This window comes from Billgrantia bachuensis, from assembly GCF_011742165.1.
GTDB lineage: Bacteria > Pseudomonadota > Gammaproteobacteria > Pseudomonadales > Halomonadaceae > Halomonas > Halomonas bachuensis.
The window spans coordinates 78,008-98,466 of record NZ_JAAQTO010000054.1 but is presented as its reverse complement, the minus strand read 5'-3'; the positions used below and the strand labels follow the sequence as shown (position 1 = coordinate 98,466).

Annotated in this window: 16 protein-coding genes; 1 reads left to right on the top strand and 15 read right to left on the bottom strand. The window is 63.8% G+C overall.

Annotated elements, in window-relative coordinates:
* Positions 1 to 11: 11 nt before the first annotated feature.
* The 7 genes from HBJ55_RS19445 to HBJ55_RS19415 all read right to left on the bottom strand — a co-directional run bounded on the left by HBJ55_RS19445 (position 12) and on the right by HBJ55_RS19415 (position 6,885).
* On the bottom strand, positions 12 to 398 hold the full coding sequence (locus tag HBJ55_RS19445; RefSeq protein WP_167119002.1) for a metalloregulator ArsR/SmtB family transcription factor: 387 nt from the start codon (positions 396 to 398) through the stop codon (positions 12 to 14).
* Between the two features lie 25 nt (positions 399 to 423).
* The gene (gene pstB, locus HBJ55_RS19440) at positions 424 to 1,233 is read right to left on the bottom strand and encodes a phosphate ABC transporter ATP-binding protein PstB (protein WP_167119000.1); all 810 of its coding nucleotides are present in this window, start codon (positions 1,231 to 1,233) and stop codon (positions 424 to 426) included.
* 57 nt (positions 1,234 to 1,290) lie between these two features.
* A complete protein-coding gene (pstA, locus tag HBJ55_RS19435) occupies positions 1,291 to 2,457 on the bottom strand; it encodes a phosphate ABC transporter permease PstA (RefSeq protein WP_167118998.1) in 1,167 nt (388 codons plus the stop codon).
* A 19-nt stretch (positions 2,458 to 2,476) separates the two neighbouring features.
* Positions 2,477 to 3,733: a phosphate ABC transporter permease subunit PstC gene (pstC, locus tag HBJ55_RS19430; RefSeq protein ID WP_167118996.1), complete on the bottom strand. Its 1,257-nt coding sequence runs from the start codon at positions 3,731 to 3,733 to the stop codon at positions 2,477 to 2,479.
* A 106-nt stretch (positions 3,734 to 3,839) separates the two neighbouring features.
* On the bottom strand, positions 3,840 to 4,868 hold the full coding sequence (locus HBJ55_RS19425; protein WP_167118993.1) for a substrate-binding domain-containing protein: 1,029 nt from the start codon (positions 4,866 to 4,868) through the stop codon (positions 3,840 to 3,842).
* A 105-nt stretch (positions 4,869 to 4,973) separates the two neighbouring features.
* Positions 4,974 to 5,708: a sulfite exporter TauE/SafE family protein gene (locus HBJ55_RS19420; protein ID WP_167118990.1), complete on the bottom strand. Its 735-nt coding sequence runs from the start codon at positions 5,706 to 5,708 to the stop codon at positions 4,974 to 4,976.
* Positions 5,701 to 6,885 (bottom strand): Bcr/CflA family multidrug efflux MFS transporter, encoded by a 1,185-nt coding sequence (locus HBJ55_RS19415; RefSeq protein ID WP_167118988.1) that lies wholly within the window; start codon positions 6,883 to 6,885, stop codon positions 5,701 to 5,703. Before HBJ55_RS19415 ends, HBJ55_RS19420 begins: the two co-directional genes overlap by 8 nt.
* Before the next feature lie 144 nt (positions 6,886 to 7,029).
* Here HBJ55_RS19415 and tal point away from each other — a divergent pair, with 144 nt between their 5' ends.
* Positions 7,030 to 7,965, top strand: a complete 936-nt coding sequence (gene tal / locus HBJ55_RS19410; protein ID WP_167118985.1) for a transaldolase — start codon at positions 7,030 to 7,032, stop codon at positions 7,963 to 7,965.
* Between the two features lie 69 nt (positions 7,966 to 8,034).
* On the opposite strand, the gene HBJ55_RS19405 is transcribed toward tal, so the two are convergent.
* The 8 genes from HBJ55_RS19405 to HBJ55_RS19370 form a co-directional block, all read right to left on the bottom strand.
* Entirely contained in the window at positions 8,035 to 8,547 is a 513-nt protein-coding gene (locus HBJ55_RS19405; RefSeq protein WP_167118982.1) for an STAS domain-containing protein, read from the bottom strand.
* Entirely contained in the window at positions 8,534 to 9,739 is a 1,206-nt protein-coding gene (locus HBJ55_RS19400; protein WP_167118980.1) for a PP2C family protein-serine/threonine phosphatase, read from the bottom strand. Before HBJ55_RS19400 ends, HBJ55_RS19405 begins: the two co-directional genes overlap by 14 nt.
* Positions 9,740 to 9,750: 11 nt before the next feature.
* Entirely contained in the window at positions 9,751 to 10,515 is a 765-nt protein-coding gene (locus HBJ55_RS19395; RefSeq protein ID WP_167118977.1) for an MlaA family lipoprotein, read from the bottom strand.
* A 37-nt stretch (positions 10,516 to 10,552) separates the two neighbouring features.
* On the bottom strand, positions 10,553 to 11,674 hold the full coding sequence (locus HBJ55_RS19390) for a beta-ketoacyl-ACP synthase III (protein WP_167118974.1): 1,122 nt from the start codon (positions 11,672 to 11,674) through the stop codon (positions 10,553 to 10,555).
* A gap of 85 nt (positions 11,675 to 11,759) precedes the next feature.
* Positions 11,760 to 15,779: an ATP-dependent RNA helicase HrpA gene (gene hrpA, locus HBJ55_RS19385; protein WP_167118972.1), complete on the bottom strand. Its 4,020-nt coding sequence runs from the start codon at positions 15,777 to 15,779 to the stop codon at positions 11,760 to 11,762.
* A gap of 127 nt (positions 15,780 to 15,906) precedes the next feature.
* The gene (locus HBJ55_RS19380) at positions 15,907 to 17,574 is read right to left on the bottom strand and encodes an AMP-binding protein (protein WP_167118969.1); all 1,668 of its coding nucleotides are present in this window, start codon (positions 17,572 to 17,574) and stop codon (positions 15,907 to 15,909) included.
* Positions 17,575 to 17,790: 216 nt separating this feature from the next.
* The gene (locus HBJ55_RS19375; RefSeq protein WP_167118966.1) at positions 17,791 to 18,624 is read right to left on the bottom strand and encodes a class II glutamine amidotransferase; all 834 of its coding nucleotides are present in this window, start codon (positions 18,622 to 18,624) and stop codon (positions 17,791 to 17,793) included.
* Entirely contained in the window at positions 18,617 to 20,458 is a 1,842-nt protein-coding gene (locus tag HBJ55_RS19370) for a vWA domain-containing protein (RefSeq protein WP_167118963.1), read from the bottom strand. Before HBJ55_RS19370 ends, HBJ55_RS19375 begins: the two co-directional genes overlap by 8 nt.
* Between the last annotated feature and the right edge of the window lies 1 nt (position 20,459).

The window sequence follows — 20,459 nt, the reverse complement described above, 5'->3', positions numbered from 1 at the left end:
CCAAGGAGGAATCAGCAGAACGCCGCACGTCGTTCGGGGCGATTGCCCATGTCCTGCAAGCGCGCCTGTAGCGTATCCAGACGAGAGGCCTCGCCGCGCTCGGCGGCCTCGAGCGCGGCCATTACCCAGGGAGCCAGGCCATCGGCCAGTCGATAGTAGACCCACTGGCCATCACGGCGATCCTGCAACAGGCCGCATTCACGCAGTTGGGCCAGGTGCCGCGACACCTTGGGCTGGGACACTTCGAGGGCGTGCGTCATTTCGCAAACGCACAGTTCGTCTTCACGCTGGATCAGCAGCGTAACCAGTAGGCGAGTCTCATCGCCGAGGTACTTGAACAGGCGGGTCGGAGTCAGGGAGGGCAAGCCATCTCTCGCAGTGAATGTACTTGCCCCCATCTTACCGCAGTACGATCGGCCTGGCTTAGCCGTAGCGCCCGGTGATGTAGTCCTCGGCCTTCTTGGTAGCCGGATTGGAGAACATCGTCTTGGTATCGTTGTACTCGATGATTTCACCCAGGTGGAAGAAGGCGGTGTAGTCCGCCACCCGCGCCGCCTGCTGCATGTTGTGCGTCACCGTGACGATGGTGTACTGCTTCTTCAGCTTGTCCATCAGGTCTTCGATGGTCGCGGTGGAAATGGGGTCCAGCGCCGAGGTCGGCTCGTCCATCAGGATCACATCGGGCTGCACGGCAATGGCACGCGCGATACACAGGCGCTGCTGCTGCCCTCCGGAGAGCGACGTCCCCGGCTGATGCAGCTTGTCCTTGACCTCTTCCCACAGGCCGGCATCGCGCAGTGCCCGCTCTACCAGTTCGTCCTGCTCGGCCTTGCGCCCGACCAGATCGTGCATGCGCGGGGCGTAGGCGATGTTCTCGTAGATCGACTTGGGAAACGGGTTGGGCTTTTGGAATACCATGCCCACGCGACGCCTGAGCGCCACTTCATCCATCTTCGGGGCGTTGACGTCACGACCGTCCATTTCCACCAGCCCCTCGATGCGCACGCCGGGGATCAGGTCGTTCATGCGATTGAGGCAACGCAGAAAGGTCGATTTGCCGCAGCCCGACGGGCCGATCAGCGCGGTGACGTTCTTCTGGTACAGGTCGATGTTGAGGCTCTTCAATGCCTGGGATTCGCCATACCAAAGGCTGAGGTCGCGCACGCGGATGCTCAACTCGTGGTTGGCATCCGGGTTGCGAGTCACCGGCTGGCCGGTCTGGGATCGAGACATGGGGGAGATACTCCGCTCGGAAACTTGAATATTCATCGATTCGTGACCTCGGTTGGCCTACCAGCGACGCTCGAATTTCTTGCGCAGGATGACGGCACTGGCGTTGAGGAAAATGAGGATGGACAACAGTACCAGGATGCCGCCCGCGGTCTTTTCGACGAAGGCGCGCTCCGGCTCCCCGGCCCAGGTAAAGATCTGCGCCGGCAGCACGGTGGCCGCCTGGGTGAACGAAGCCGATACGTCGGGAATGAAGGCTACCATGCCGACGATGATCAATGGCGCCGTCTCGCCCATGGCCTGCGCCAGTCCGATGATGGAACCAGTCATGATGCCGGGCATGGCCAGCGGCAGCACATGGTCGCGCACGACCTGCCAGCGCGAACAGCCGACGCCGAAGGCGGCATGGCGGATGGAGTCGGGAACGCTGCGCAGCGCCGTGCGGGTGGCGATGATGATCACCGGCAACGTCATCAGCGCCAGCGTCATGCCGCCCACCAGCGGCGACGAACGGGGCACGCCGAAGAAGTTGATGAAGATCGCCAGGCCCAGCAGGCCGAACAGGATCGAGGGAATCGCCGCCAGGTTGTTGATGTTGATCTCGATGAGCTGGGTCAGGCGATTGTCGGGAGCAAACTCCTCGAGATAGACCGCCGTCATCACCCCGATGGGGAAGGAGATGGCGAGCGTCACCAGCAGGGTCAGCACCGTACCCACCGCGGCGGACAGGATGCCAGCGCTCTCGGCCATCTTGGAGTCGCCACGAGAGAAAAAGGTGGTATTGAAGCGCAGCTCCATTCGGCCGGCTTCGACCAGCTCGTCGACTGCCTCGCGCTCGTTGTCGCGAAGCTTGTTGGCATGTCCCTTGAGGTACTGGTCGACCTGGCTGTTGGCCAGCACCCAGCGGGTCTCGCTGGTGCCCAGCAGGTCGGGGTCGTTGCGAATCATGCCCGGAATGAGGCGCTCGAAGGTACGGCTGACCAGCCTGGCCACTTCGGGATCCATGGCGGCACGGCCCATTCGGGTCGCATCCTCGTTGTACTCCAGCTCGACCTGGACGTAGGCCTGCTGAAAGGCCGGCAGCCCCTTGCTCAGCATGTCGGCGAAAAACAGCACCAGGAACAGGCCTGCCAGCCCCAGCGCACTCATGGAGATCCACTTCAGCCGCGCCGACCGGCGGTGACGCTTCTTCAGCTGGGCGCTGATGACGTCGAAGGATTGGCTCATCGGGTCGTTTCCTCGGCGTTTACAGGTTGTTGACGCGATACTTGGCACGGAAGCGGCGAATCATCAGCACCGACACCAGATTCAAGCTCAATGTCACGGCGAACAGCACCAGGCCCAGGGCGAACGCGGAAAGCGTCTCGGCACTCTCGAACTCCAGGTCACCGGTCAGGGCCGCCACGATGCGTACCGTCACGGTGGTCATGTCCTCGAGCGGGTTGGCCGTGAGATTGGGCCGCATGCCCGCCGCCATCACCACGATCATGGTCTCGCCCAGCGCTCGCGACACCGCCAGCAGCGAAGCGGAGATGATCCCGGGCAGCGCCGCAGGTATGACCACGTCGCGAATCGTTTCACCCTTGGTCATGCCCAGCGCCAGCGAACCCTGACGCATGCTGTCAGGCACCGAATTGATCACGTCGTCGGACAGTGACGAGATGAAGGGGATGATCATGATGCCCATCACCACACCCGGCGCCACGGCGTTGTTGTAGGAGGCGTCCAGACCGAGGAAGCCCGCCACATTGACGATGATGGGGGCCACGGTGATGGCGGCAAAGAAGCCATAGACCACGGTGGGAATGCCCGCCAGCACCTCGAGCGTCGGCTTGGCCAGAGTACGGACCCGCTGCGGGGCGAATTCCGACATGTAGATCGCCGACAGCAGGCCGACAGGAATGGCCACCAGCATGGCGATGGCGGTGATCATGAAGGTACCGGCAAATAGCGGTACCGAGCCGAATTGAGCGGCACCGGCGGCATCGTCCGCGCGGCCGGCCGCGGCCAGGAAACTTGCCCCTGGGTTCCACACCGTGCCGGTGATGAATTCCCAGAAGCTGTGCATCTGGAAGAATCGCAGCGCCTCGAAGACGATGGAGAACAGAATGCCGAAAGTAGTGAAAATCGAAATCAGCGCGGCCCCCACCAGCAGCCAGCGGATCACTTTCTCGATTGCCTGGCGGGCATGGAAATCGGGTCTGATGCAGGCCATGCCTACAATGGCGCCAACGGCGGCCACCGCCAGGCTACCGGCCAGCAACAGCAAGGTGGGAATCTCGGCCCCCAGCAGCAGCATGACGAAGGCACCGACGGCGCTGACCAGCAGGGCCGGACCGGCGGTAGCGACCACCGTGAACCAGGCGTACTGGTCGGGCTGGGCATACATGGCCTGACCCGAGGCCCGAACCCGTGTGGCCTTGGTCCGGCCCAGCACGAAGGCGATCAAGCCAAGCAACAGCAGGCCGCCAATGAAGAGGGTCAGAAGATGGTTGGTCTGCATGTCTCTCTCTCGGGTAACTGACGACGGCAGGTCGGCTGCCGGAACGTGCGACGGCCGACAGCCATAAGCTGCCGGCCGACCAGGCCTCCCTGCCCGCTTCCGTCCTTTAATTCAGGTCGGAAACCTGCAGGCCGGTACGCTCCTCCACCTTCTGCCGAGTGGCTTCGCGCTCTTCCTCGGGCAGCGGAATCAGGCCGATGTCTGTCAGATAGCCACCCTCGCCGATCATCTCTTCGGAAACGAACATCTCGACATAGTCGTACAGCGGCGGCACTTCCTCGGCATGCTGGTTCTTGACGTAGAAGTACAGCGAGCGGGCGATCGGATAGTCGCCTGCGCTGATCGCCTCGGGCTCCGCTTCGACGCCATCGATACTGGCGGCGATCAAGGCGTCCGGGTTTTCGACCAGGAAGGAGTAGCCGAAGATGCCGAAAGCCTTGGTGTCCTCGGAGAGACGCTGGACGATCAGGTTGTCGTTCTCGCCGGCATCGATGTAGGCACCGTCAGCGCGAATCTCGGTATAGGCCTCTTCACCGTATTCCTCGAACTCCTCGGAGGCAGCTTCCATGACCAGTTCCTCGAAGGCGTCGCGAGTGCCAGAGGTGCTGGGCGGACCGTAGATGGAGATCTCGCGATCCGGCAGGGAGGAATCGATGTCGCTCCACTTCTCGTAGGGATTGTCGACCAGCTCACCATCCACCGGCACCTTGGCTGCCACGGCGAGGAACAGCTGCTCGAGGGAAAGATCGAGCGCATCGTTGCTGCTGGACTGAGCGAAGACGATGCCGTCGGAGCCGATCTTCACCTCGGTGACGTCGGTCACGCCATTCTCTTCACAGCGCTCCACTTCGGAAGTCTTGATGCGGCGCGAGGCGTTGGAAATGTCCGGAGTTCCCTCGCCCACTCCATTGCAGAACAGACGAATACCGCCGCCGGAACCGGTCGACTCGATGACAGGCGTCGGGTAGTCGGTGACGGCACCGAACTCTTCAGTCACGTAGCTGGCAAACGGGTAGACGGTGCTGGAGCCGACGATGCGGATCTGATCGCGAGCCTGTGCGACGCCTACCACGCCCATCACGGCAGCGGCGACGATGGTTGTCTTGAAGGCACGGCTCTTCATGGTGCGGTTCATGCGAGTCACTCCTGTCGATGAGAAAGGTATCTAGCCTTTGCATGGCATAAGATGCCGCGACTCGATGACAACTTCATGACAATGTGACCGTTCTTTATCGCTGCGTCAGATCAACAGTCCCAGTGCCGCCAACGTACACAGCGCCAGTGACGCGCCCTGCAGCCGCCGGCGGTCGAGCCGATGCGCCACGCGACCGGCAAGGGCGCTGCCGAGCAGTACGGCGGGCAGCAGGGTCAACGCCAGTCCCAGGTGCCACAGGCGCACCTGCCCGGCCAGCGCCAAGGTGGCAAGGGTCAGGCTCGAGGTGACCAGGAAGAATGCCGCCAAATTGCCGCGCAGGCGCTCCGGTGACAGGCCGTGCATCAGCAGGACCATGGGCGGACCACCAATGGCGGCCACGGTCCCGAAGATGCCCGACAGCACACCGGCGCCGAACAGAGTGACGCGGTTGACCGGCAGGCGCAGGCGGAACAGCGTGACCGCCACGGCGAACAGCACGCTTACGGCGATCAGCTTCTCCAGCATCGCCAAGGGTGCCGCAAGCAGCAGCCACAGTCCCAGGCCGTTGCCGGGCAGTCGCCCGGCCAGCGCCATGCCGAGCTCGGCGATGCGTACCTCATGGCGATAATGCCGCATCATCATCAACGATACGGTAAAGCCGAACAGCACCAGGATCACCGGCACCAGTCGAGGCTCGATCAGCAGCAGCAAGGGCGCCCCCACCACCGCCAGGCCGAACCCGGTGGCGCGCTGCACGAAAGCGCCCAGCGCAAGCACCAAAGCACATCCCAGCCAGGCACTGAGCGGCATGTCGACCCACGCCAGCCAAGCTTCAGGCATGCTCGGCCCGGTCCGACAGCAGGCGCAACCCCAGGTTGCCGACCAGCGATGCCCCCAGCATGGTGGCCACCATGGGCCAGGCGCTGTCGATTTGGAAGGCGCCCACCAGCACCCCGGCCAGCGCCCCACAGGAGAACTGGATGCTGCCCTGCAAGGCAGCCGCCGTGGCGCTCATGTGATGAAAGTGGTCCAGCAGCGAGGAGATGGCATTGGGTGCGATCAGGCCAATGGTGCCGGCAAACAGCATGATCAGCGGCACCACCACCCACAGAGACTCCAGGCCAGTGGCGACCAGCAGGGCGAGACCAGTCGCCGCTACCAGTTGAATGGCCAACCCCAGACGCAGGTTCTGCTGCGGACTGCGCCGGCGCAGCAGGCGGATGTTGAGTCGATTGGAGGCCGCCATGGTCACTACGTTGACCCCGAATACCAGCGGATAGAACCCCGGACTCAGCCCGTAGTGCTCCAGATAGAGGAAAGGCGAGGCAGTGATGAAGGCGAACAATCCGGCGAAAGACATGGAGGCCGCGCACACGTAGCCCATGGCCTCGCGGTGGCACAGCACGCTGAGGTAGTTGCCCAGCATTTGACGTGGCGAGGCGCTGGGCGCCCCGGGAGCCCGGGTCTCCGGCAATCGCGTGCCCATCAGCCACATCAGGAAGGCGGCATAGCCGGCCAGGAAAATGAAGATCAGCCACCAGTCGCCAAGATAGAGCAGGCCGCTGCCCACCACCGGTGCCACCAGCGGCGCCAGCAGCATGATGATCGCCATGGTCGACATCACCTTGGCGGCCTCTCGGCCGCTGAAGCAGTCCCGCACGATGGCCGCCGAGTTGACCACCGTGGCACCTCCACCCAATGCCTGCACGAAGCGCCAGGCCAACAGCTCCGACAACGAGTCGACCGTGGCGATCACCAGGCTGGCCAGGAAGAAGGCCACCAGGCCGCCCAGCAGCACCGGTTTGCGTCCCACTCGGTCGGAAAGCGGTCCGAACAGCAACTGGCCCAGCGCAAAGCCGGCCAGGAAAGCGCTCAAGGAGAGTTCGGTATGGTGGATACTGGCGCCAATGCTGTCGGCCAGTGCCGACATGGCGGGCAGGTAGGCATCGATGGCGAAAGGTGCCAGTGCCGTATTGGTGGCCACCAGCAGGGCCACGCGTCGGGGAGAGAGTGCCAAGATAACTCCGTTGCGAACTCGAAAAGAGAAAGCTAGGAGGCTAATCATAGCGCAACTGATGTGTCGCTGCTCCGCCAAGGCGTCTGTTCGCCTTACCGTCCAGTTGTTAAAGTGGCTCGATACCGACACTCAGGAGAGACCGCAATGGCAGAGGATCTGCTTAGCCAACTCAAGACGATGAGCACCGTGGTAGCCGACACCGGTGACATCGATGCCATCCGCCGTTTTCAACCGACCGATGCCACCACCAACCCCTCGCTGATTCTTCAGGCCGCCCAGCACGAAGGGCGCCGCGAGCGACTGGCGGAGATCGCCCGACAAGCCACTGACATCGATGACGCCCTGGATGCCGTCGCCGTGGATATAGGCAGCGAGATCAGCAGTCTGGTGCCCGGCTTCGTTTCCACCGAAGTCAGCGCCCGGCTCTCCTTCGATACCGAGGCGACCCTGGCCCGCGCCCGCTCGCTGATCGAGCGCTACGATCGCCACGGCATCGGTCCCGATCGCATCCTGATCAAGGTCGCCTCGACCTGGGAGGGTATTCGTGCTGCCCGACAGCTGGAGCGCGAGGGTATCCACTGCAACCTGACCCTGCTGTTCAGCTTCGCCCAGGCACAAGCCTGTGCCGACGCCGGCGTGACGCTGGTGTCGCCCTTCGTCGGTCGCATCCTCGACTGGTACCGGGCGGAGTGGCCGGATGCCGAGTTCAGCGGCGACAACGATCCCGGCGTCAAGTCGGTCAGACGCATCTACGAGCACTACAAGGGGCACGGCTACGGCACCATCGTGATGGGTGCCAGCTTCCGTAATGTCGGCGAGATCCTTGCGCTGGCAGGTTGCGATCGCTTGACCATCTCCCCGGCCCTGCTTGGCGAGCTGGCCGAAAGCCATGACCGGCTCGAACGCAGGCTGACCCCGGCCGACGCCGAAACCTCGCCGCCGGAGCCCCAGGACGAGGCGGAGTTCCGCTGGGAAATGAACGAAGATGCCATGGCCACGGAGAAGCTGGCCGAAGGCATACGCAAGTTCGCCGCCGATCAACGCAAGCTGGAAAAGCTGCTGAGCGAATTGCGCCAGTAACGGGAAGCGACAGTCACTCGAGCAGGCAGGTGTGGCAACACGCCTGCCGAAACAGCCAAGCCGGGCGAGCTAGTGCTTGTCGGTGTGGGAGGTCTCCTGCCCTTCAAGCATTTCGACCAGCGGCTGAAACTCTTCCCGATTGTGCTCGCTCATGCGCATCAGGATGCGATGCGCCTCGAGGATACGCTTGCGCATCTCCTCCATGTCGGCCGGGATCTCGGGCAAGTCGCTAAGCTCACTGGTTTCCGTGAGCGGTGCTTCGACCATGGCGAAGTACTGGGCAAAGCCCATGACCTCGAGCATGCGCTGCACGTCGGGGTTATTCACCACAATGGTCGGCTTGTAGAGAATCCTGTCCTTGACCGCCATGGCCACCTTGGCCAGAAACCCAAGGGCGGTGGAGTCCACGTTGGTGGCCTCGCGCAGATCGATGATCAGGGACTGCAGGCCCGGTGTACGGGCAAGCTGCTGGGCCTGGGTATCCAGCGTCGCGCAGAGCGTCAAGCGTACGTCGCCGCACAGCTTGAGCACGAAGACACCGGAGTCGAACGCCGCCTGGACGCGGCCTTCATTCGTGATCATTGCCAAATCCGCTCAACATCATGATCGTCAGGTCATCGGGCAGTTCCTGTCCGCCGTCATCCCCTTCGGCATCGATGTCACGGGGAGTGTCCAGCATCAGGCTGTCGCGAAGCCGCTCCAACGTCGTACAGGTCAGCACACGTTGCTCGAGTTCCCTGAGCCGTGCGTCGAGCGTTTCGCCCGGCAGGCACTCCAATATTCCATCCGAACACAACCATAACCGGAAGTTCGACGGTAACCTATACCTCAAACGTGGATACTCCACGCCGGGAAACAGGCCCACCGGCATGCCTTCGCCGGGCAGCTCCAGTACTTCTCCATCGGCCACCAGCAGCGGCGTCGGCAATTGCGCGCCAAGCGAATAGTGAAGCTCATGGGTCTGCTGGTCAATGACACCGACGAACAGCGTGGCGTGCTTGCCTATCCCGGCATCCAGCAGTTCCCGATTGAGCGCCGCCAGCCAACGCGCCGGCAGTTCCTCCGGCTGGCTGGCATCCCAGTCGCCCAGCCAGCGGTTGAACAAATACTTGAGCAGGACGGTGACGAACGCGGACGAGGCCCCATGGCCAGACACATCGGCAAAGTAGAACAGCGTATAACGCTCGTCAAAGCGCTGAAAATCGAGAAAATCACCCGATAAATAGAGCGACGGGATCAGCCAGTAATCGCAGGTCACGCCACCGATGGTCTGAGGGTGAGGCGGCAGCAGCTTGCGCTGGATCTGGCCTCCCGCCTGCTGGTCGAGTCGCAGTAGTGCCAGGTGAGTCTCGAGGCTCTCGTTGAGCTCTTCCAGATGGGCATTGAGCTGAGCGAGGTGTTCGCGATCCTGCTTGCGCTCGTCCTCCAGTTGCCGCAATTCGATCGCCTTGCGGATCATTCGCCGCAGCAGTTGGCCATGACGCATTGGCTCGACGACATAATCCACCAGCCCTACGTCAACCGCAGTCAGCAGGTCGGCGTCGAGGCGTGAGTCGCTGACCACCACGGTGGGCAGGCGCTCCGTCAGGCTCGACCACGCCAGGCTGGGAATGGCCTGGGCATGGGCGACGACCAGCATCGTTTCCGCTGGCAGGTCCTCGAGGCGTTCCGCGGCATACACGGCCAGACCATCGCGAGCGATGGTATCGGCCAGGGCATCGCGATAGGCACCGGGTTCGTCGAGTAAGCCGATCAGCGGCTTGGGTGCATCCATCGGCTCAGGCCTCAATCGGCGAAGTCGGCATCGTCGAAGTCGAAGTCGAATTCATCGCTGGCGAAAGGATCGTCTCCCACCTCGCCGTCACTGACTTCGAAGCGTCGGCGCTGCAAATACGCATCGCGAATGAAGACATAGCGGTCTCCGCGGATCAACTCTTCCTGATCGAGAAAACCTGCCCTCACGTCGACGATACGCAGCGCGGTCAGGCCATAACGCACCTTGTCATCCTCGACGTAGGTCAGCGGATAGGTATAGGCGTCCAGCGGCAGGCCAGACGTGTCCCTTACCGTGCTGGGCCCCAGCAACGGCAGCATGAGATAGGGCCCTTCGCCTACCCCCCAGACGCCCAGGGTCTGGCCGAAATCCTCCTCCTCGGCGGTAATGCCCATGTGGGTAGCGAAATCCCACAGGCCAGCGATGCCCACCGTCGAATTGATCAAAAAGCGCGACGTGGAGAGTCCGGCGTTGGCGGGCTTACCCTGCAGCAGACTGTTGAGCGCGGTGCGGATCTCGCCCAGGTTGGAGAAAAAGTTGCCAACACCGGTCTGCACCGGATCGGGGGTAATGGTGCGGTAGCCACGCGCAACCGGCTTGAGCACCGCCCTGTCGATTGCCTCATTGAAGGAAAACACCCGGCGATTGAATCCCTCCCAGGGGTCATCGGGGTGGCGATCCTCCACCGCCACCTGTCCGGCACAGCCGGCCAGCATGGCCACAGCCGCCAGGGCGACCAAGGCTCGAGAAAGAAAGCCGGTCTGCTTCACGACCATCGACTGAGTCTCCTGCAGGTTACCGTAAGCAGCGCCTTCACAACCGGCGCACCACAACGCAGCCGGCACTGTACCCGGCACCGAACGAGCAGACCACCCCCACGTTGCCCGATACCAGATCGGCATGGTGCAGATGAAAGGCGATGATCGATCCCGCCGAGCTGGTATTGGCATACCGGTCGAGGATGATCGGCGCCTGGCCGGGCTCGGGATCATGGCCCAGCACGCGCCGCGCAATCAGGTCGTTCATGTGGTGATTGGCCTGGTGCAGCCACAGGCGTGAGAGGTCATTGCCGTCAAGCCCAAGGCTCTGCAGGTGATCGTTGATCAACGCCGCCACCATGGGACAGACTTCCTTGAAGACGCGCCTGCCCTCTTGCACGAACAGCTTGTCGCTGGCCAGGGGATCGCTGTCCGTTACCCTGTTGAGGAAGCCGGCATTGTTGCGAATGGCGTTGGAGAAGCGTGTGGCCAGACGCGTGCCGAGGATCTCGAAACGTGTTTCCGACGTGGCCAGCGCGGCGTCTTCCAGCACGACGGCGGTGCAGGCGTCACCGAAAATGAAGTGACTGTCACGGTCGCGGAAGTTGAGATGCGCCGAGCAGATCTCCGGATTCACTACCAGGGCGCGCCTGATATTGCCCCCGCGTATGGCGCTGGCCGCCAAGTCAATGGCGAAGGTTGCCGAACTGCATGCCACATTCATGTCGAAGGCATGTCCCTGGGTTCCCAGCTGTGCCTGCAACTCGACCGCAATCGCCGGATAAGCCCGCTCCAGGTTGGAGCAGGCCACGATCACCATGTCGATCTCGCCGGGCTCGACGCCAGCCGTCTCCAATGCCTGGCGCGCCGCGGCCATACCCATTTCGCACTGGATCGAGGGCTCGTCGTTGCCGCGCGAAGGCAGGCGTGGACGCATCCGCTGGGGGTCGAGGATACCGGCAGCGTCCAGCACGTAACGGCTATGAATACCGGATGCCTTGACAATGAACTCGCTGCTCGAGTGCAGCAGCGGCTCACGTTCGCCGGCCTCAATGGCTGTGGCGTGACGCGCATTCTCGGCGTCCACCCAGGCATTGAACGAGGCTACCAGGGCATCGTTATCGATGGCGTGTTCCGGTGTGAAGAGACCCGTACCGGTAATCACGACGTCTGTCATTATCTTCTCCCTCGTGCGGCCGTCTCGCCGCTGGCTGAACATCGGCTAACCGATGTCTCATGTCTCTGTTATCGGCACGCCAAGGTCAGCCTTGACCATGCCCCACCAGCTCCGCCCAGCGCCGCTCGAGGCGCTTGACGGAAACCGGCATGCGAGTGCCGAGCTGCTGGGCGAACAACGAGACCCGCAGTTCCTCGATCCACCAGCCGAACTCCAACAGCTCGGGATCCTCGTGGCCGCCACGGCGCTGGCTCTCGCGTCGCGCCGCCAGGCGCGTCTCGAACTCCTGGACCTCCTGCATGTGCATCTGGTCGCGCATGCGCTCGCGCGGCGCCTTCTCCAGGCGGATCAGCGCCGCTTCCATGTAGCGCGGGTACTCTTCGAGCCAATCACCCGCTTCACTCACGAAGCCGGGATGCACCAGCCGCTGCATCTGCGCCTTGATATCACTGTATACCAGCGCCAGGTTCAGATTGCCCTTCAGCGCCTTGGTCACGGCCAGGTGGCCTTCGAGCGAGCGCTTGAGCGTGGCAACCAGTGCCTCGGCGGTCGGCAACAGCTCGGCGCGCGTCGCCTCGAGCCGCACTTCGAGCTCAGCTGACGAGCGCGGCAACGGCGCCATTGCCACGCTGCGGGCGAAAACCGCCTCGACCACGTCGTCGAGCAACTCACGCTTGCTACCCACCTTGGTAAACAGCAGAGCGCACGCCTCGCCCTCCCTGAGCCGCTGAATCGCTTTCACCTGATCCGGCAGGCGGGCCATGGCCAGCCTGACCACACCGCGGCGATGGGCCTGCTCGGCCTTGCCGGGGTGATCGAACAGCTCGATGCGGAAGGCCTCGCCTTCCGCCGGCACCAGCGCCGGGAACGCCTCGACCCGGATGCCTGCCTGAGTGGTCACTCGCGATTCGGGCAGCGGTGTCTCCGGCAGGCCGGCGACATCGGGCGCCTCGCTCACCTCGGCGGCCAGCGCCCGGGCGCCTTCGCCCGCTGCGGCTTCGAAGCGTCGTTCGAGCTCGCGCACGTCGCGCCCCTGGCCCAGTACCCTGCCTTCATGGTCGACCACGCGGACGTTCATGATCAGGTGAGGCTCGAGCTGGTCGTAGCGCCAGTCGTCAGGATGCACCCGAACGCCGGTGCGGCGGCGCAGGAACTCACCCAGTGCCTCGCTGAGCGGCACGTCGTCGGGCGTGAGCGTCTCCAGTGCGGCATCGACCCAGTCGGGGATCGGCACCACCTGACGGCGGATAGACTTGGGCAATGACTTGAGCAGGGCGATGCATTTCTCGCGTAGCAGCCCCGGCACCAGCCACTCGAGCCGTGCCCGAGGCAGTTGCGGCAACATGGCCGCCGGTACCGTCAGGGTCACGCCATCGTCCTGCGCGCCGGGCTCGAAGCGATATTCGAGCGGATAGCGCACGCCACCGAGCACCAGTTCGTCGGGATACTGGGTCTCGGTAACCTCCCCGGCCTCCCGCGCCAGCAGCGCGGCACGATCGAACTTGAGAACGTCAGGACTCTTGGCCTCGGCTTTCCTGCGCCACGCCTCGAAGCCCTTGCCGTTGACGATCTCCTCCGGGACCCGCTCGTCATAGAAGGTAAACAGGGTCTCTTCGTCGACCAGTATGTCGCGCCTGCGTGCCCGGTCTTCGAGATCCTCGACCTCTTCCACCAGAGCGCGATTGTAGTCGAAGAATTCGCCCTTGGTGCGAAATTCCCCCTCCACCAGAGCGCGACGAATGAACAGCTCACGCGCCTCGCGCGGGGCGATCGGCCCATAATGAACGCTACGCCCGGTGACGATGGGCAGGCCGAATAGGCTGACCTGCTCCTTGGCCACCACCTGGGCACGCTTCATCTCCCAGTGCGGCTCGCTGTAGCTGCGCTTGACCAGATGCCCCGCCACCGGCTCGATCCACTGCGGCTCGATCCTGGCCACGGTGCGGGCGAACAGTCGGGTGGTCTCGACCAGCTCGAAGGCCATCAGCCACTTGGGCGATTTCTTGGCCAGCCCGGAGCCGGGATGGATGACGAACTTGCGGTTCCGGGCACCCAGGTATTCGCGGTTCTCGATGAGCATGCCCAAGTGCGAGAGCAGCCCCGGTAGCAGCGCCCTGTGCAATTGCACGGCATGCTGCCGGCGCGCCTGCTGGTGCGCTTCTCCTCCTGCCGCCTGCTCGGGCAGTGGCGCAGGCGGAGGCACCTCGATCTCCATCTCGCGCAGCAGCTGGCGCAGCTGGCGGAAGGTATCGTGCCATTCACGCAAGCGCAGATAGTTGAGGTAATGCTCCTTGCACCAGCGCCGCAATCGATTGCCCGAAAGCTCCTCGCGCGCCGCCTCGAAGCCCTGCCACAGGTTGAGCAGGGCGACGAAATCGGAGTCTGGATCGTGCCAGCGGCGGTGGGCCTGATCGGCGGCCTCGCGCTTATCGGCCGGACGGTCGCGTGGGTCCTGCACCGCCAACGCCGACACCACCACCAGAACATCGCGCAGGCCGCCCTGCTCGGCACCAGCCAGCACCATGCGTGCCAGGCGTGGATCAATCGGCAGCCGGGCGAGTTTGCGCCCCATCGGCGTCAGGCGATTGCCCTCGTCCACCGCACCCAGCTCGAACAGCAGGCGAAAGCCGTCCTTGACGAAGCGCGAATCGGGCGGGTCGACGAAGGGAAATCGCTCGATATCGCCAAGCTTGAGGGACAGCATCGACAGGATCACCGACGCCAGGTTGGTGCGCCGGATCTCGGGATCGGTGAATTCGGGACGGGAAAGGAAATCCTCCTCGTCATACAGACGAATACAGACACCCTCGGCCACGCGCCCACAGCGCCCCTTGCGCTGGTTGGCGCTGGCCTGGCTGACTGCCTCCACCGGCAGCCGCTGGATCTTGGAGCGATAGCTGTAGCGGCTGATGCGCACTAGCCCCGGGTCGATCACGTAGCGGATGCCCGGCACCGTGAGCGAGGTCTCGGCAACGTTGGTGGCCAGCACGATGCGCCGCCCTGCGTGGGGGGCGAAGACGCGGTTCTGCTCGGCATTGGAGAGTCGCGCGTAGAGCGGCAGGATCTCGGTAGCCTTGAGGTCGGCACGCCGCAGGGTATCGGCGGTCTCACGGATCTCGCGCTCGCCGGGCAGGAATACCAGGATGTCGCGCGGCCCGTGGAACCAGCGCTTGTCGCGCTCGATCTGTTGGACCTCCTCCACCGCGTGAAGTATGCCTTCTTGCAGGGTACGGTCGGCCTCGTCGTCGGTTTCGCGTACCAGCGGGCGGTAGCGTACCTCCACCGGATAGGCGCGCCCGGACACCTCTACCACCGGGGCGGGTTCCGGCTCGCCGTCCGCCCCGGGCAGGGAGAAATGGTGCGCGAAACGCTCCACGTCGATGGTTGCCGAGGTAATGATCAGCTTGAGGTCGGAGCGTCGCGATAGCAGCTGCTTGAGATAGCCGAGCAGGAAGTCGATGTTGAGGCTGCGCTCGTGGGCTTCGTCGATGATGATCGCCTCGTAGCGACTGAGATCCGGGTCGTGGCGGGTCTCGGCCAGCAGGATGCCGTCGGTCATCAGCTTGACCAGCGTATCGTCGCCGGTCTGGTCGGTGAAGCGCACCTGGTAGCCCACCTGCTCGCCCAGCGGCACCTCCAACTCCTCGGCCAGCCGCGTGGCTACCGAGCGCGCCGCCAGGCGGCGTGGCTGGGTATGCCCGATCAGTCCGCGGCGACCCAGGCCCAGCTCCAGGCACAGCTTGGGCAGCTGGGTGGTCTTGCCCGAGCCGGTCTCGCCGGCTACCACCACCACCTGGTGTTCGCGCAGCGCAGCGAGGATGTCTTCGCGGCGCTCGGCCACCGGCAGCTCGGGGGGATAGTTCAGAGTCACCGCCTGGGCGCCACGCCTCGCCGCCAGCGCCGCTGAACGCTCGACGCTGCGCGCCACCTCGTCCAGGCCACGATCCACCGGCTTGCCCTCGCGCAGGCGTCGCTTCAAGCCGTTCAGCCTGCGCGATAGCGCCCCGCGATCGCGCAGCATGACCTCGCCCAGCGCCTGTTCGAGGCGGGAAAGCTCGCTCTTGCCATCGGTGACGGTGGAACCAGTGGTGATTGCGGTACTCACGAAATGCCTCTTGCCAAGGAAAAAACCTGCCCGCCCCGATGTGCCGGAGCGGGCAGGTCATTGTAGCGCTGCTGGCCGAAGGTCGGCCAATTTCAGGTGAACTCGGTCGGGGCCAAGCCGTGCTGCCCTACCGTTCCGCCTGTTCGTCGCGTAGCTGGCGCCGCAGCACCTTGCCGACGTTGGTCTTGGGCAGCTCATCGCGGAACTCGACGAACCTGGGTACCTTGTAGCCGGCCAGCTCCTTCTTGCACCATTCACGCAGGCCTTTCTCGTCGAGACTCTCGTCCCGGGCGACCACGAACAGCTTGACTGCCTCGCCGCTGTTCTCGTCGGGCACCCCGACCGCCGCCGATTCGACCACGCCCGGGTGCTTGGCGACCACGTCCTCGATCTCATTGGGATAGACGTTGAAACCCGACACCAGGATCATATCCTTCTTGCGATCGACAATCTTGATGTAGCCATCGTCCTGGAGCACGGCGATATCACCGGTGTGAAACCAGCCGTCATCGGTCAGCACCTTGGCGGTCTCTTCGTCCAGGTTCCAATAACCCTTCATCACCTGGGGCCCCTGGACGCAAAGCTCACCCGGTTCACCCAGCGGCAGGGTGTTGCCATCGGCATCGACCACCTTGACCGAGGTGCCCGCCACCGGCTTGCCGATGGTACCGAGCTGGATGGAATCGACGGGATTGAAGCTGACGATCGGCGACGTCTCGGTGAGCCCATAGCCCTCGGCGATGGGACATCCGGTGATCTCCTCCCAGCGATTCGCCGCTGCCTTGGTCAGCGCCATGCCACCGGAAATCGTCAGGTGCAGGCGCGAGAAGTCGAGCTTGCGAAAGTCCTCGCGATTGCACAGCGCATTGAACAGGGTATTGAGGCCGATGAAGCCCGTGAACTTGATCTTCTGCAGCTCCTTGACGAAGTTGTCCAGGTCGCGCGGGTTGGTGATCAGGATCGAGTGGTTGCCGGTTTCCATCAAGAACAGGCAGTTCACCGTGAAGGTATAGATGTGATAGACCGGTAGCGGTGCGATCACCACTTCCTTGCCCTGGGCCAGGCCCGGCCCAATGGCCCCTTCCGCCTGGAGCATGTTGGCTACCAGATTGCAGTGGGTGAGCATGGTGCCCTTGGGCATGCCGGTGGTGCCCCCGGTGTACTGCAGCGCGGCGATGTCGTCGAGCTCTCGCTCGACCTCGCTATGCTGGCGCGAAGCCCCCTCCTTCAGCGCCTTGCGGAAAGGCACCGCCATCGGTAACGAATAGGACGGCACCATCTTCTTGACGTGCTTGACCACGGCATTGATCAGGAAACGCTTGGGGAAGCCGTGCAGGTCACCGAGTTCGGTGACCAGCACGTGCTCGATATCGGTACGGTCGAGCACCTTTTCGAGCTTGCTCGCCATGTTGGCCAGGATCAGGATTGCCCGAGTGCCGGAGTCCTTGAACTGGTGGGCCATCTCGCGCTCGGTGTAGAGCGGGTTGGTGTTGACCACCACCAACCCGGCACGCAGGGCGCCGAAAACGGCTACCGGGAACTGCAGTACGTTGGGCAACTGAATGGCGATGCGATCGCCCGGCTGCAGGCCGGTCTCGTGCTGCAGCCAGGCGGCAAAATCGGCAGAGAGGCGATCGAGCTCGGCGAAGGTGAGGGTCTGCCCCATACAGGTAAAGGCCGGGTTGTCGGCAAAACGTTTCACCGCTGCATGGAAAACGTCCATCAGCGATCGATACTTCTCCATGCCCTTCAGCTCGGGACCGTTGAGGATACCGGCGTTGGCTTGCTCACTCATTGGCGCTATCTCCACAGCATCGTCGACGGTGGTCGCTCACCTCTCGACCTAGTCCGTTGTTATTTTGTCCAAACCATAACGATATACCAGGCACCACTCGGCTGTAAAACGAACGATTCAAACGTCCGTTCAACCAGAATCGCCCGAGATGACGCACCTCAGTGACTACCAAACTGGGCAAAAGGTAGTAGAAAGGCAAGCTATCCAGGAGGATAACTATGAGCCCGCGGAAGAAGACGGCTCGGCAACGAGGCGAGCAACGATACGGCCATGGCGCCATACCAACAGCTCACCCGGCTCCATGCGAACCCAGGCCTCATTGCAGGTCAGCGGCTCGGTCGCGATCACCGATACGATGTCGTGGCGAGTGGTGTGCTCGGCGAAGTTGACCGTCAGTTCGGCATCGGAGAGTTCGGCGCTGCCGAACGGCGCTCGGCGTGTGATATGGGCCAGCTTGGTCGAACAGTAGGTATAGAGGAACTCGCCATCGGCCAGCAGCAGGTTGAACACACCCTTGGCCCGCAGCGTCTCGCACAAGTGATGGAGCAGCTGCCAGAGCGCCGCGTGACGCTCGCTCAACGTGGCGTCGCACGTCGTCAGCCCGGGCGCCTCGGGAAAGCGCTCGCGCAGGGTAGCGAGCAGCCAGCAGAAGGCGTGTTCGCTGTCGGTGTCGCCTACCGGTCGATAGAAACTCAGCGGCAACTCCTGCCACTCTCCGAGCTGGCCGTTATGCGCATAGCACCAGGTTCGGCCCCACATTTCACGGGTGAACGGATGGGTATTGGCCAAGCGCACTTCACCGACGTTGGCCTGGCGGATATGGCTGATGACGATATGCGACTTGATCGGATAGTCGGTGATCAGCCGTGCAATGGGGGAACGTACCGAGGGGTGTGGGTCGCGAAAGTCGCGATAGCCGCCCGCCTCGTAGAAGGCGATTCCCCAGCCGTCGCGGTGTGGCCCGGTACCGCCGCCGCGATGCAGGAAACCGGTGAAGCTGAAACAGATATCGGTGGGCACGTTGGCGCTCATGCCCAGCAGTTCACACATGCGGCTCCTCCCGTGGCGCCACGCGACGCCGCCGCGTCATTCTCCATAGCAGCAGCAAGAGCACGCTAGCAAGCAACAGACCGCCAAGCAGCCAGCGCCGATGCGGCTCACTCAAGGTCTTATCGAGCGGTCCGGCCAGCACGGGGCGCCACTCATTCCAGCGCTCCTGAGCGATCCGCGGCAGCTCCTGAATATGCCTGACGACACGCTCAACCGGCTCCGGCAGCGTCGACTCCGTCGAGCGAGACTCTCGCACCGGCGACAATTCCTCGTGGAAGCGCGCCACTTCCAGGGCCGGGCTGGCATCGACCTGGTCGATCGCCGTGTCCACCGTGGGGAACAGCATCAGGCGCGGGAGATACAGCTCGCGCGTTTCGCCCTCGAGAGTGACTTCGCCGCGCAGGATCAGCGGTACGCTGAGCGCCATGTCGAGTTCGGGCAGGTCAATGCTCCAGCGCCGCTCGGCCACCGGCTCCGCCTCGAGCCGAGCGCCCTGGAGCTGGCCGTACAGGCGGGTATTGTCACGATCGAGCTGGGGATGCTCGGCCGCCAGCAGGACCCGCTGACCGGCCTCGTCATGCTGTGCGGCAATGGCCGGCAGTACGTTGATGGGCTGCACACGCTGGCGGCGGAAGCCCTGGCCTTCGGCGCGCACGACGAACTGTGCGTTCCCGGCCAGGGCCGGTGCAGGCAACCGGCCGACGAAGCGCTCCTCCTGCTGCTTGAGGGCTACGGCCGACTGCACCGTGCCCGACGAATCGTGCAGTTCCGCCGTCAGACGCAAGTGTGCAGGCAGCGCTTCGATACCCACTGTCTCTCCCTCGCGCGCGAGCCAGGCTTCCACCGGCACGTCGAACCCCAGATAGAGGGTACTCGGCACGCCGGCCGTCTGCAGGCTGAGCGGCGATTCGACGGTGATGCGGCTATCCTGACCCGGCGAGCCCTCCAGGCGCCACTGCCCAGGCTGGGGATCGGGTACCCGAACGAGATCATAGCGGGATTCGCTTCGCCACTCGGCGCCCTCTGGGGGAGAGTCGGCGGAGTAGCGCCGGCCATCCGGCCCCACCAGCTCCGTCTCGTCCTCGCCGCGGAACAGCAGCGCAGTGAAGCCGCGCACCCCTGGCTCGATGAGAAAACGCTGGTCGGTGACCGGCACCCGATCGCTGGGGAAGATGCGATCGACAATGGTAAGAAAAGCACCGAGCAAGGCGTCTGGGGCCGCGACTGGCGCTGAAAGCCCCCCGGTCATTTGCGCAAGGCGCTCCACCAGGTCGAGGTCGGCGTCATCGGAAAAGGCGATCGCATGCACCACGATGCCCTCCTCGGCCAGCCTGGGACCGAGATCCTCCAGCAGCGCCTCCCGCGAAGCCTGGTCGATGGCCGGCTTGCTGCCGCGCCACTCGGGCAGATCGATTCTGCCATCAGTGAGCAGCACCAGATGACGCGGGCCAGAGACAGCCTCGGCTGCTGCCGCCTGGTAGATGGCAGACTCGATGTCGGTGTACTGCTGGTAGTCGACCAACAGGCCGGATAGCGCCCTGGCGCGATCACGCCATTCGAGGTTGGCCGGACCGGGCTGCAATGGATTGGCCACTCGCTCGCCGAAGGTCCAGATCCCGGCCCGGGCTCCGCTGGGCACTAGCGTGACCAGCAATTCCAACGCCTCTGCGGCGAGCTGGTCGGGGTCGTTGTGACGCATGCTGCCGGAGACATCGATGATGACCCGAATCTCCGGCTGCTCTTCGAGCGTTGCGGCAGACAGGCAGCTCGACACGACCAAGCACCCGGCCAGACCGACCAGCCAGTGCCATACCTTGTTCCACTCCCTCCCCATC

What these genes read in the sequence shown, in the direction of transcription:
- HBJ55_RS19405 (WP_167118982.1), bottom strand. Translation starts at nt 8,547, where the DNA reads ATGATCACGAATGAAGGCCGCGTCCAGGCGGCGTTCGACTCCGGTGTC.
- HBJ55_RS19395 (WP_167118977.1), bottom strand. Translation starts at nt 10,515, where the DNA reads ATGGTCGTGAAGCAGACCGGCTTTCTTTCTCGAGCCTTGGTCGCCCTG.
- HBJ55_RS19445 (WP_167119002.1), bottom strand. Translation starts at nt 398, where the DNA reads ATGGGGGCAAGTACATTCACTGCGAGAGATGGCTTGCCCTCCCTGACT.
- HBJ55_RS19380 (WP_167118969.1), bottom strand. Translation starts at nt 17,574, where the DNA reads ATGAGTGAGCAAGCCAACGCCGGTATCCTCAACGGTCCCGAGCTGAAG.
- HBJ55_RS19390 (WP_167118974.1), bottom strand. Translation starts at nt 11,674, where the DNA reads ATGACAGACGTCGTGATTACCGGTACGGGTCTCTTCACACCGGAACAC.
- pstA (WP_167118998.1), bottom strand. Translation starts at nt 2,457, where the DNA reads ATGAGCCAATCCTTCGACGTCATCAGCGCCCAGCTGAAGAAGCGTCAC.
- pstB (WP_167119000.1), bottom strand. Translation starts at nt 1,233, where the DNA reads ATGTCTCGATCCCAGACCGGCCAGCCGGTGACTCGCAACCCGGATGCC.
- tal (WP_167118985.1), top strand. Translation starts at nt 7,030, where the DNA reads ATGGCAGAGGATCTGCTTAGCCAACTCAAGACGATGAGCACCGTGGTA.
- HBJ55_RS19375 (WP_167118966.1), bottom strand. Translation starts at nt 18,624, where the DNA reads ATGTGTGAACTGCTGGGCATGAGCGCCAACGTGCCCACCGATATCTGT.
- HBJ55_RS19425 (WP_167118993.1), bottom strand. Translation starts at nt 4,868, where the DNA reads ATGAACCGCACCATGAAGAGCCGTGCCTTCAAGACAACCATCGTCGCC.
- HBJ55_RS19420 (WP_167118990.1), bottom strand. Translation starts at nt 5,708, where the DNA reads ATGCCTGAAGCTTGGCTGGCGTGGGTCGACATGCCGCTCAGTGCCTGG.
- HBJ55_RS19370 (WP_167118963.1), bottom strand. Translation starts at nt 20,458, where the DNA reads ATGGGGAGGGAGTGGAACAAGGTATGGCACTGGCTGGTCGGTCTGGCC.
- HBJ55_RS19400 (WP_167118980.1), bottom strand. Translation starts at nt 9,739, where the DNA reads ATGGATGCACCCAAGCCGCTGATCGGCTTACTCGACGAACCCGGTGCC.
- pstC (WP_167118996.1), bottom strand. Translation starts at nt 3,733, where the DNA reads ATGCAGACCAACCATCTTCTGACCCTCTTCATTGGCGGCCTGCTGTTG.